The following is a 12,770-nucleotide window of genomic DNA, read 5'->3' as shown; positions in this document are numbered from 1 at the left end:
TTAAAATATTCAAAAATAAAATAATAGTTTAATAATATGATATAATTATATTGAAAAAACTAAAAATTTCTGATAACATTACAAATGCTACTTCACATATATATTTTCAGAAAAATTGGAAATGTAAAACAACAAGAGATAGGGGGACAAATAATGAAAAAAAATAGTTTTTTACTATTAAGCATGTTATTAGTATTATCTATCGTTTTAGCAGCATGTAATACTGGCGGCGATAAAGATAACACTGCAACAAAAGAAGATGGAACAACAACAAAAGAAATTAACTTAGTAATTCCATCTGAACCACCATCATTACACCCAGGTTTAGCTACAGATAGTACTTCTGGTGTGATCTTACAAAACGTATTTGAAGGTTTAACAACAATTAAAGACGGTGAAGTAGTAAATGCAGTAGCAGATGATGTACAAGTTAGTGAAGATCAATTAAAATACACATTCACATTAAAAGATACAACTTGGTCAAATGGTGACCCAGTTACAGCAGAAGACTTTGCATATGCATGGACTTGGGTATTAAACCCAGAAAACGCTTCTGAATATGCTTCAATTCTTTACCCAATCAAAGGTGCTGAAGCTTATAACTTAGGCGAAGGTTCTGTAGATGATTTAGGAATTAACGTAGTAGATGAAAAAACTTTAGAAGTAACGTTAGAAAACCCAACACCTTACTTCTTAGAGTTAACAGCATTCAAAACTTATTTCCCAGTTCACAAAGCTACAGCTGAAGCTAACCCAGAGTGGTACACTGAAGCTGGAGAAGATTATATTACAAATGGTCCATTCACATTAGCTGATTGGCAACACAGTGCTTCAATTACTTTAGAAAAAAGCGACAGCTATTGGGATAAAGAAAATGTAGCACTAGACACAGTAAATATATCTATGGTTGAAAACGAAACAACTGCAGTAACAATGTTTGATTCAGGAGAAATCGATTTCTTAGGTGCTCCTTTCCAAACAGTATCACTTGACGCTATCGACCGTTATAAAAAAGAAGGAATTCTTAATATCGAAGATTACGCAGCAATCTACTGGTACAAATTTAATACAACAGGCGAGTTCACAAAAAATGCTAACATTCGTAAAGCATTAACTCTTGCAATTAACCGTCAAGAATTAATCGACAATATTACAAAAGGTGAACAATCACCAGCATTAGGTATGGTTCCAGCAGCAGTTAAAGGATTTGAAGAAGACCGCGGTTACTTCAAAGACAATGACATCGAAGAAGCGAAAAAAGCTTTAGAATTAGGTATGAAAGAACTTGGAATTACTGATCCAAGCCAAATCGAAATTGGATTATCTATCAACACAAGTGAAGCACACTCTGTAATCGCACAGTTCGTTCAAGAAGGTTGGGCTAAAAACTTAGGTATCACAGTATCAATTGATAACTCAGAGTGGCAAGTTTACCTTGATAAACTAAACATTTTAGATTACGACGTTGCACGTATGGGGTGGATTGCTGACTATAACGATGCTTACTCATTCTTAGAGCAATATAATTCTGCTGACAATGGTAACAACGATACAGGTTGGGAAAACGCTCAATATACTGAATTATTAAAACAATCAGTTGTTGAAACTGATCCAGAAGCTCGTATTGCGTTATTAAAAGAAGCTGAAGCAATCGCGATGACAGAATTCCCAGTTGCGCCGGTTTACTACTATACAAATCTTCATGTGAAAAAAGACTTTGTAAAAAATATGGCACCTGATGCACTAGGTAACGTCTATTTAAAATATGTAGATATTAACAAATAATAAATAAGTTCATTTATTAGAAGTTACTATTTACTTTGATGTAATAGTACAAAGGCTGCTTTATCGTGAATACGATGACAAGCAGCCTTTGTTTATTCGAAAAATCAGAAAATTTCAATTGCGTAAGGGGAAAGCTGTTCAGATATATTGAACAGTATTTTTCAACATTTTTAATAATTACAAAGGAGGGGAAAGTATGGTTAAGTATATTATCAATAGATTAATCTATATTCTAATAGCATTATTTATTATTGTAAGTGCAACATTCTTCTTAATGAGACTTGCACCTGGGAGCCCATTTGCGAGTGAACGTGAACTCCCACCAAAAATTGAAGAGCAATTGAATGCTAAATATGGATTAGATAATCCTTGGTACATTCAATATAAGGATTATTTAATCGATACTGTTACGTTTGATTTTGGTGAATCAATGAAGTATAAGGGGCGCTCTACAAATGAAATCATTGCAGAAAGTTTCCCTGTATCTCTAGCATTAGGTATACAGGCAATGTTTTTAGCGGTAGGGTTGGGAATATTATTTGGAGTTATAGCAGCTCTTTATCATAATCGTTTCCCTGATTATGTAGCATCAACAATTGCAGTTTTAGGTATTTCTGTACCATCGTTTATATTAGCAGGTTTAATGCAGTACTTCTTATCTTACAAATTAGGTCTTTTCCCGGTAAGTGGATGGAAAGGATTTGCTTATACGGTCTTGCCGGCGTTTGCAATTGCCATCTCTCATATGGGATTCATCGCGAAGTTAACTCGTTCTAGTATGTTAGAACAGAATAGTAGTGATTATGTAAAAATGGCCCGTGCAAAAGGTCTTGGTAAATGGACAACTGTATTTAAACATTCTTTAAGAAATGCATTATTACCAGTTCTTACTTATTTAGGTCCATTAACTGCTGGGGTAGTTACAGGTAGTTTCATTATAGAACAAATTTTTGCTATCCCAGGATTAGGGAAACACTTTGTAACAAGTATAACCAACCGTGATTACACAGTTATTATGGGGACTACTGTTTTCTATGCAATCATTCTGTTGTTTGCAGTATTAATAGTAGATATTCTGTACAGTATTGTTGATCCACGAATTAAATTGAAAGGAGCGAAAAAATAATGACAAAACAGAACGAACAGTTAGAAAATCTGTCACCCGAGATGTTTAAAGTTGTCGGTGGACGTAATGCAGATACCGACAAGTTAGCAAAAAAATCAGTGTCGTTTTGGAAAGAAGTTATGATTCGCTTCTCTCAAAATAAATTATCTATTTTCGGGATTTTTATATTAGCTATCATTACTTTAATGGCCATTTTTGTTCCTATTTTTTCTCCTTACTCTTTTAGTGATCAATTAGGAAATTACAATGCGCCACCATCGGCTGCACACTGGTTTGGAACTGATGATCTTGGTCGTGATGTCTTTGTACGTGCTTGGTACGGTGCTCGTATTTCACTATTCATCGGTATTGCTGCTGCATTAATCGATTTAGTTATCGGTGTTTTATGGGGTAGTATTTCAGGATTAGCAGGTGGACGTGTAGACAACATTATGATGCGTATTGCTGATATTTTATCGGCTGTACCTTATTTACTTGTTGTTATTATTTTACTTGTAGTTTTAGAGCCTGGTATTACAACAATGATTATCGCTCTTTCTTTAACAGGATGGGTAAACATGGCCCGTATTGTACGTGGTCAAGTACTATCTATTAAAAGTCAAGAGTATGTACTTGCTGCGAGAACTTTAGGTGCAAACACATGGCATTTAATTAGAAAGCATTTAGTACCAAATGCAATGGGAGCAATTTTAGTAACAATGACATTGACAATCCCATCGGCTATTTTTACTGAATCATTCTTAAGTTATTTAGGGCTAGGCGTTCCACAACCAGAAGCAAGTTGGGGTACGATGGCGTCAGATGGTAACAAAGCAATTATTACTGCACCATGGCGTTTATTCTTCCCTGCATTTTTAATCTCAATTACAATTTTTGCATTTAACGCTGTTGGTGATGGCTTACGAGATGCACTAGATCCAAAACTACGTAAATAGAGGAAGGTGAGAAAATGAGTAAAAAATTGTTAGAAGTAAACGATTTAAAGGTAAACTTCAAAACATATGCGGGTATCGTCCAAGCAGTTCGCGGTGTTAGTTTTGACCTACACGAAGGTGAGACACTAGCAATTGTTGGTGAATCGGGATCAGGTAAAAGTGTAACGAGTAACGCACTCATGAAGTTAATTCCTCAACCACCTGGTATTTACGCAGGAGGAGAAATTTTATTTGAAGGGAAAGACATTCTTCCACTTTCCGAAAAGGAAATGTCTAAAGTTCGCGGGAATGACATTGCGATGATCTTCCAAGATCCAATGACTGCCCTAAATCCAACAATGCGTGTTGGTTACCAAATTACTGAAGTAATTTTAAAACATAAAAAAATATCCAAACAAGAAGCAAAGGCCCGTGCAATTGAACTTCTACGTCAAGTAGGTATTCCAATGCCTGAAAGACGTTTTAGACAATACCCACATGAATTTAGTGGTGGGATGCGTCAACGTGTAGTAATTGCCATTGCATTAGCAGCAGATCCAAAGTTATTAATCGCTGATGAGCCAACAACTGCACTTGATGTAACGATTCAAGCACAAATCCTTGAGTTAATAAAAGATATTCAAAAACAACGTAATACGGCTGTTATTTTCATTACCCATGATTTAGGGGTTGTTGCTAATATTGCAGACCGTGTAGCGGTTATGTATGCTGGTCAAATTGTGGAATATGGCACTGTAAACGAAATCTTCTATAATCCAAAACATCCTTACACTTGGGGATTATTAGGATCCATGCCAGACTTAAAAAATGATGCACAGGAAGATTTACGTACAATTCCGGGTTCGCCACCAAACTTATTAGATCCACCTGTTGGTGATGCGTTTGCGCCTCGTAATGAGTATGCGTTAGCAATTGATTATGAAAAAGAACCACCTATGTTTAAAGTTTCTGACACACATTATGCAAAAACGTGGTTATTACATCCGGATGCACCGAAAATTCCGGTGCCAGAAGCAATTAAAAATAGAATTGAAGGTTATTTGAAGGAGGCTGAATCAGGTGGCAAATAAAATACTTGAAGTAAAAAATTTGAAACAATATTTCGGCTCTTCTTCAAATCCAATTAAAGCAGTAGACGGTATTAGTTTTGATGTTTATGAAGGGGAAACTCTTGGACTAGTTGGTGAATCAGGTAGTGGGAAATCAACAACTGGTCGTTCGATTATCAGACTATACGATATTACTGAAGGAGAAATTTTATTTAAAGGGAAAAACGTGAACGCAGCTAAATCACGTAAAGAACTTAAAGAGTTTAACCGTGAAATGCAAATGATTTTCCAAGATCCTTACGCATCTTTAAATCCTCGTATGACTGCGGGAGAAATTATTAGTGAAGCCTTTGATATCCATGGTCTTTACAAAAATAAAAAGGAACGCCAAGATCGAATTGGATTTTTACTTGAAGCGGTTGGATTAAATAGGGAACACGCGAATCGTTATGCCCATGAATTCTCTGGTGGTCAGCGTCAACGTATCGGTATAGCACGTGCATTAAGTTTAAATCCAAGCTTTATTATTGCGGACGAGCCTATTTCTGCCCTTGACGTATCTATTCAAGCTCAAGTAGTTAACCTATTGAAAAAACTACAAAGAGAACGAAACTTAACGTATTTATTCATTGCCCATGATTTATCTATGGTTAAATATATTAGTGATCGAATTGCTGTAATGTACCGTGGTAAGATTGTTGAACTAGGAGATGCGGATGAAATTTATAATAATCCAATTCATCCTTATACAAAATCACTATTATCAGCAGTACCACTTCCAGATCCACTTTCAGAAAGAACGAGAACACGTATACCTTATGAACATGAAGAAGTAGATGGTACAGCTAGTGTTCATGAAGTTTTACCGAATCACTTTGTTTATGGAACGGATGCTCAAATTGCGAAGTGGAAATAACTTGTCAATTCTTTATAAAAGTTGATAGAAACGTATAAAATCACATAGTAAAAAGCACACATTTGATTATAAAAAGCCAACAAGAATGTCTTGTTGGCTTTTTATTCGTAGAGAATTGAAATACAATATACTTCATTGGAATATAAATAAGAGAGGATTTATTTGATTTTTGTCATTCTTTTATGGCAAAGTCACATTGTAAATACTTTTTGGAACATCAAAAAATTATTGAATTTAAGGAGTAGGATAGATGGAGAGTTGGATTATTAATATCATGGAGGATTTCGGATACATAGGAGTCTTTCTATTAATCATGTTAGAAAACATATTTCCACCCATTCCATCTGAGGTTATTTTAACGTTTGGTGGCTATATGACAACAAGGTCCAACCTAACGTTTACAGGAGTTGTTATTGCATCAACGCTTGGATCAGTAGCAGGAGCGGTTGCTTTATACGATATAGGGAAAATTGTTGGTATTAAACGAATCGGTAGATTTGTAGATAAATGGGGACGCTTTTTAAGACTAACAAACGAAGATATTTATAAAGCAAATGAATGGTTTAAAAAATATGGAGTGTGGACAGTATTCTTTTGTCGATTTATCCCATTAATTAGAAGTCTAATTTCATTGCCTGCTGGGATGTCTAAAATGAATTTCTGGGTCTTTTTATGTTTAACAACAGTTGGCACACTTATTTGGAATATCGTATTAATTTACTTAGGGACACAGGTAGGGGAAAACTGGGAAGCAATTGTAGAATATATGGATACTTATTCAAATATTGCTTATGCTGCAATTGCAATTTTGGGTGTTCTTTTTGTAATTTGGTTATTTAGAAGGAAAGCAAAGAAAAGGTAAAATAAAATGAGGTTGTTTTGATATAGATTCAAAACAACCTCATTTATTTTACGCGGTTTTCTCTACTGTATCTTTTGGTAAGAAGAAAGATACGACTAGTAGTAAAGGCAATATAGAGACAATTTGCATTGTGAGTGTAATACCTATGATATCTAGTAACTTTCCAATGATCACTCCACCTACTGCACCCATTCCAAAGGCAAAACCAGTTGTTAAGCCAGCCATTGTTCCAATTTTTGTTGGGACAAGTTCTTGGGCATAGATGACCGTAACTGAGAAACTGATCATAATTAAAGTTCCGATTATTATTAAGAAAACAGGAACAAGCCAAAGTGGAACGTATGGTAAGGCTAAACAAAATGGCATAGGTACAACGACTGAAAGTAGAATAACATTTTTACGACCAATTCTATCTGAAAGAGAGCCACCAAAGAATGTCCCTACAACTCCTACAGCCATAAATATGAAAATGAAAAGTTGCCCCATTTGAATAGTTAAACCATAATGATCTATCAGGTAAAAGACATAGAAACTTGAAATATTCGTTGTATAAAATGAGCGAGCAAAAATAACGATAAATAATAACATAAGTGCAATGCGAACTTGTTTACTAGTTAAAGGTGGCAAAGAAGATACAAGTAATTTCTTCTTTTTTGTAGATGTTTTTTCTACTTCTAACTGACGGACATACCATCTCGATATTTTATATAGTATGAAGATGCCGACTGTAGATAATAGTAACACAATGGCAGCACCACGTTGACCCAATGCATCTAAAACGAACGCACTAATAAGTGGAGCTAGAGCTTGTCCTGAATTACCACCTACTTGGTAAATGGATTGGGATAGCCCTCGTTTATTTCCAGCTGCCATAAATGATACTTTGGAGCCTTCAGGATGGAATATAGCAGACCCAAATCCTAAAAAGATTACTGCTATGAGAATTACCCAATACTGTTTTACGAAGACGAGCATTAATATGCCGATAAATGAACTAATCATCCCAAGTGGTAATGCATAGGGCATCGGCTTTTTATCACTAACGAACCCTACTACTGGTTGTAATGTAGAGGCAACAATATTTAGGATAAATGTGATGATTCCAAGTTGTGTGAAGGATAATCCTAAATCTCTAGAAAAAATAGGGAACATAGCAGGTACGACAGATTGCATAGTATCATTTATTAGATGAGCTATTCCTATAGCAATCATAATAGGATAGATTGGATTATTTTGAGTAGCTTTCGACTCACTCATGGAAGTACCACCTTTGTGTCTATTCTCGACGATTTGGTCTTTAATAAGTATAACCAATCAAGAAAAGTGCTGATTCATTTGAATCAGCACTTTTAGCAATTAAATCGCATATTAATAAGCTAAACCAAATAAAGCTTTAATATGTGTTAAGTAACGTACATGGCTAGCTTCTTTCATTAATGAAGCTGGTAAACCTTTAAGTGGAATTTTGTTTCCACCAACAGTGGCAACGCCATCTTTACGTCCTAAACTTGCAAGAGTACCTGAGTCAATTGGTGAGAATTCTTTTAATTTTTGACCTCTAATTGTAGCGAAGATATTGTATCCACAGAATTCACCCATTTGCCAAGCGTTTTGAGCTGTTGGCGCATATAATGGACGACCACCATCTGCTGGAAGTGATACAGAAGCATCTCCAACAACGAATACGTCTTGATGAGATTTAGAGCGTAAGTATTCATCGATTATCGCTTTACCACGGTCACATTCAAGACCAGACTCTTGAACTACAGGAAGGGCTGCAACGCCACCAGTCCATACAAACGTGTTAGCAGTAATTGTTGAACCGTCTTTTAATGAGATTACGTTTCCTTCAACACCTGTAACAGGAAGACCAGTTAAGAATTCAACGCCACGTTTAGATAATGATTCAGTTGCACGTGCAATTAAGTCATCTGGTAAAACAGGAAGAATTTTTGGACCAGCCTCAACTAATTTAATTTGGATATCTTTTGGATCTACACCATATTTCACAGTAATATTTGGAAGGTTATCAACGATTTCACCAACTAGCTCAACACCAGTTAAACCGCCACCGCCGATAACGATCGTGCCATCAGCTGCATCTTTTGATCTTGCAAAAGCAGCGATTTTACTTTCGATATGGTTGTAAATTTTGTTTGCATCTTCAACAGATTTTAATACCATACTGTTTTCTTCTAATCCTGGGATTCCGAAGTAACCAGTTTGGCTTCCTAAAGCAACAACTAAAATATCATAAGAAAGGTTAGCTCCGTTAGCTAAAAATACTTCTTTATTAGCAACTGAGAATGATTTAACTTCTTGAACAATCACGTCAATGTCTTTACCTCTGAAAAGTTTTTCAAGTGGGAAAGAGATTGCTTTTTCAGCAATTGTACCGCCTGCAAGACGATGTAATTCAGTAATAAGTTGGTGAGTTGGATATTTGTTCACCACAGTAATTTTCGCTTCATCTTTATTTAAGTATTTACGTAATGTTTGAGCAGTTAGTAAACCGCCGTAACCTGCACCTAAGATGACGATTTCTTTTGACATATATATCCTCCGTCCTTGACTTTAAATTAAATTATCTAAATGTACTATTGTTGATTTTTACGCTCTGCTGATACTTGTAGAAATGCATTAACAAAACGTAATACATTTTGAACTTCAGGATCTTTTAATAATTTTAATAAGCCAAAAATACCAACTGCTTCATTCGTAGATTCCGCACGTTCTTTTGCTTCAATCGCGTTAGCAGCAACATTTTTTACTGCTCCAATAACAGGCTCTGCAACTTCTTTTACTGCAGTTACAGTATCATTTTTAAGTACATCGTCAGTAGCAACTAATTGCGCAAAATCATAAGCTTTTGTTAATAGAGTTACAACCTCAACTAATTTTGGTAATTGTTCTACTAAAGTAGTAAGTGATTGCTGAACTTCAGGTTTTAATAATTGATCAAGTAGATCCTGAGTGCTCGTTCCTGTTGTTTGAGCTTGGCTAATCAATTCTTCTGACATTTCCATTCTCCTTTTCTTTTACCATTATGTCCCTATTGGACACTTTTTTGTAAGTTTGTAGAATATTTCACATAGAGTCACACAAAATGATACAAAATACATAATTAAATGAAATATTTATAGCAAAGATGTTTATCCATTTCATCATAATATAAATAATATTTTTATCAACTGCTGTTTGTAAAAAAAGTGTGATTTTTAGTTACCTATACGTATGTAAAAACATATTTTGCGCGAAATTGTATAAAAATAAATAATAAAACATTTCTTTGAAGTTGTGTAAAATTAAAATTTAAAAAATATCGAATATTGTGTGACATACATTTATAATTATACGGCTTTTCAATCAAAAATTCTATTATTCGAATGATTTTTAACTATATAAGTATTTTGGGAATTTTTTATAACAAAAAGCTTCTATCAATTAATAGAGAACTAAATTATGAAGGTGAAATTCTCCTCTTAAATATATGCGTATAATTTGTTGCTTCCATTAATGCTTTTTCTTCTACTGGAATTCGAACAGATAACATTGCTAAATTAAGTAGTGTAAATATAATCACAGTAAAGTAAGCGTTAAACATTAGCGGTAATAGTAAAATTTCTGAACAGACAACGAAATAATTCGGATGACGGAGAAATTTATAAGGACCTTTCTTTACAACTTCTGCTCCAGGTAAAATAATAATTTTTGTATTCCAAAAAGATCCTAGAGAAGCTAGGCACCATATTCGAATAAATTGGACAAGTAGAAAGCAAAGAAACAAGAATGGAAACAGAACTGAAAGTGTATGTCTAAAGAACAATACTTCGAATAGTAAACTAATAAAAAAAGAAACGTGTAGGGCAATCATAAATGGATAATGCTCTGCACCTACTTCATAGGCACCTTTAGATAACATGGTCGTTTCGTTTCTTTTCGCAATGACCAATTCAATCAATCTTTGCAATATAACGAACGTAAAAATGAATATAAAAATGTACATATTTAATCCCTCCATTGAAGAATAACCGCTTCTCCGCTAAATCCAGGGCCTAAAGCAATCATTAATCCGTAATCTCCTGCACGGCATTCACTTAACATATATTTTTCAAGTACATAAAGTACTGTAGGTGAGGACATATTTCCGTGTTTTTTTAATATTTCACTAGAAAAGTTAATATGCTGTTCGCTCAAGTCTAATGCCTCTAGATAAGCACTTAATACTTTTTTTCCACCTGGATGTGCAACAAAATGATTAATATTTGTTTGCTTCAAGTTATTTTCCTTTAAAAATTGCTGGATAAACGGACCCAACCATGTAGATATAATAGAAGGAATACTTTTGGAAAAAATAACGTGCAATCCATCATTTTTAATATCCCATCCCATTACGTCCTCAGAGTTAGGCATCCATTTTGATGCTGTGTTGACGATATAGGGAATAGTTTTTTTACTATTTATATGGACATCATCCCCCCACACTAACGCACACGCAACGCCATCCGCAAAGAGGGAGGCACCTACAAGATTACTTTTGGAGTAATCATTTTTTTGAAAAGATAGGCTACAAAGTTCGAGGCAAACAACGAGAACTTTTTCTTTCGGATGTGCTGTGCAGTAATCAAAAGCACGACTTATGCTTGCTGCCCCACCTGCACATCCCAGTCCCCAAATTGGAATCCGTTTAATACGATCTGAAAATTTTAAGTGATTCATTACTCTTGCATCGATAGTAGGAGTAGAAAATCCAGAACTACTTACGAAAATAATGGCGTCAATTTCTTCAGGTAAAATTGTTCTTTCAATAAAATTAGTATTACTTAGACATTTATTAATAACTTCAACACTATATTTTGTAGCGAGTTCAATATAGAGATTGTTCCGTTCCTCAAAAGTATGATCTTCTTTATACCATTCAACAGGCACACAAAATTGTCGTGATTGGATATCACCGTTTTCAAATACATGTAACAATCTATCTAGCTGTTTAAATTTACCTTTAAATAGTTCTCTCGTTAACTGTTCCAAATTAGATTGTTTCATATTACATGGAGGTTCATATGTACTAACAGAAACTATTTTAGGCATAACAAACAACCCCTTTTTGTGAAGTAAAATATGATAGTTGGGTGGTAACTGAGTTCAGTTTTATTGGTAGTTTCTCCAGCCAAATTGTAAATATGCGTGAGCTATTGGAAAGGTATGAGACAAAGAAAAAGAAAAAGTGTTCAAATCAACGATTGCTTGAACACTTTAGTTTTTCAACGTTTTTTCAGTTTTAGCTTGGTTATTTAAAGAATACGTTTTTAGTAACATTTCTAAATAAAGTAAAAAATAATTAATACAATCTTTTACGAGTTCTGAAGACGTATGAAAATCAGGTGTCTTGTAATAGTAAAGGTAGTCATTTTTTAAAATCTCTAACAACTTCTTGGAAAATAGATGCATATTTGTTGAATGAAACTGTTCTAAACAAGTATTTAAGTTTGAAAATAAAATAACATCCTCTGATTCGGGGTGTTGAAATATCGCAATTTCCTTAATTAAGATTTCAAGAGATTTTACATAACCAAAAAAGGCGAGATCTAAATGACCCAATAGTTCTGAATTAATGGATTGCATGTAAAGCTGTTGAAATTTTTGTGAAGTGTTTTTTACGAGCGCATTTTCATTAAAACTATATTTCGGAATCGACATGATAAATCGTTCATTCGGTGCACCCACATTATCAAAGTGATTGATAATAAAATAATCCCGTTTACAAGAAGGACAGGATAGGGATAAGGTTGATATCTTATAAGTGTTATTTTCAAAATTATAACGATTTTCAACAGTCGGATGAATATCTAAATTACAATGAGGACATTTGTTGATAATTATGTATTCCTGATTGTCATATTCGTATTGGATTTTCATCAATTTGTTTTCATTGTTTTGCATAGTATGATGCTCCTTTAGAAAATTGATGGTACATATAAACACTCAGGTATGTTCTCTTTTATGTTTACCAATATGTAAAAAATCATTCGAGGGGACTACAATCGTTTTCTCTAGAAATAAAAAAACATGGTGATATTTATTCAAATTCACCATG

12 protein-coding genes are annotated in these 12,770 nt (G+C 34.3%); 6 read left to right on the top strand and 6 right to left on the bottom strand.

Going from position 1 to position 12,770, the window contains the following annotated elements:
- The first annotated feature begins 153 nt into the window (after positions 1-153).
- The 6 genes from ACOQFO_RS05770 to ACOQFO_RS05745 all read left to right on the top strand — a co-directional run bounded on the left by ACOQFO_RS05770 (position 154) and on the right by ACOQFO_RS05745 (position 6,673).
- Positions 154-1,785, top strand: a complete 1,632-nt coding sequence (locus ACOQFO_RS05770; RefSeq protein ID WP_421688746.1) for a peptide ABC transporter substrate-binding protein — start codon at positions 154-156, stop codon at positions 1,783-1,785.
- Between the two features lie 196 nt (positions 1,786-1,981).
- A complete protein-coding gene (locus ACOQFO_RS05765) occupies positions 1,982-2,911 on the top strand; it encodes an ABC transporter permease (protein ID WP_421688745.1) in 930 nt (309 codons plus the stop codon).
- Positions 2,911-3,846: an ABC transporter permease gene (locus ACOQFO_RS05760; protein ID WP_421688744.1), complete on the top strand. Its 936-nt coding sequence runs from the start codon at positions 2,911-2,913 to the stop codon at positions 3,844-3,846. The genes ACOQFO_RS05765 and ACOQFO_RS05760 overlap by 1 nt, the downstream gene beginning before the upstream one ends.
- A 14-nt stretch (positions 3,847-3,860) precedes the next feature.
- Positions 3,861-4,916 (top strand): ABC transporter ATP-binding protein, encoded by a 1,056-nt coding sequence (locus ACOQFO_RS05755; protein WP_421688743.1) that lies wholly within the window; start codon positions 3,861-3,863, stop codon positions 4,914-4,916.
- A complete protein-coding gene (locus tag ACOQFO_RS05750) occupies positions 4,906-5,811 on the top strand; it encodes an ABC transporter ATP-binding protein (RefSeq protein ID WP_421688742.1) in 906 nt (301 codons plus the stop codon). Before ACOQFO_RS05755 ends, ACOQFO_RS05750 begins: the two co-directional genes overlap by 11 nt.
- 250 nt (positions 5,812-6,061) lie before the next feature.
- Positions 6,062-6,673, top strand: a complete 612-nt coding sequence (locus tag ACOQFO_RS05745) for a DedA family protein (RefSeq protein WP_421688741.1) — start codon at positions 6,062-6,064, stop codon at positions 6,671-6,673.
- A gap of 48 nt (positions 6,674-6,721) precedes the next feature.
- Here ACOQFO_RS05745 and ACOQFO_RS05740 read toward each other — a convergent pair whose 3' ends face one another.
- The 6 genes from ACOQFO_RS05740 to ACOQFO_RS05715 all read right to left on the bottom strand — a co-directional run bounded on the left by ACOQFO_RS05740 (position 6,722) and on the right by ACOQFO_RS05715 (position 12,616).
- The gene (locus ACOQFO_RS05740) at positions 6,722-7,930 is read right to left on the bottom strand and encodes an MFS transporter (protein ID WP_421688740.1); all 1,209 of its coding nucleotides are present in this window, start codon (positions 7,928-7,930) and stop codon (positions 6,722-6,724) included.
- Between the two features lie 111 nt (positions 7,931-8,041).
- A complete protein-coding gene (locus ACOQFO_RS05735) occupies positions 8,042-9,226 on the bottom strand; it encodes an NAD(P)/FAD-dependent oxidoreductase (RefSeq protein WP_421688739.1) in 1,185 nt (394 codons plus the stop codon).
- A 44-nt stretch (positions 9,227-9,270) separates the two neighbouring features.
- On the bottom strand, positions 9,271-9,699 hold the full coding sequence (locus ACOQFO_RS05730; protein WP_421688738.1) for a DUF1641 domain-containing protein: 429 nt from the start codon (positions 9,697-9,699) through the stop codon (positions 9,271-9,273).
- A gap of 434 nt (positions 9,700-10,133) precedes the next feature.
- Complete coding sequence (locus tag ACOQFO_RS05725) at positions 10,134-10,679, bottom strand: isoprenylcysteine carboxyl methyltransferase family protein (protein WP_421688737.1); 546 nt, start codon at positions 10,677-10,679, stop codon at positions 10,134-10,136.
- Positions 10,680-10,681: 2 nt separating this feature from the next.
- Positions 10,682-11,764, bottom strand: a complete 1,083-nt coding sequence (locus tag ACOQFO_RS05720; RefSeq protein WP_421688736.1) for a type III polyketide synthase — start codon at positions 11,762-11,764, stop codon at positions 10,682-10,684.
- 165 nt (positions 11,765-11,929) lie between these two features.
- Positions 11,930-12,616: a hypothetical protein gene (locus ACOQFO_RS05715; protein ID WP_421688735.1), complete on the bottom strand. Its 687-nt coding sequence runs from the start codon at positions 12,614-12,616 to the stop codon at positions 11,930-11,932.
- Between the last annotated feature and the right edge of the window lie 154 nt (positions 12,617-12,770).

It is taken from the genome of Ureibacillus sp. MALMAid1270 (genome assembly GCF_049202975.1).
Taxonomy (GTDB): Bacteria; Bacillota; Bacilli; order Bacillales_A; family Planococcaceae; genus Ureibacillus.
This window is presented reverse-complemented; position numbering and strand designations above follow the sequence as displayed.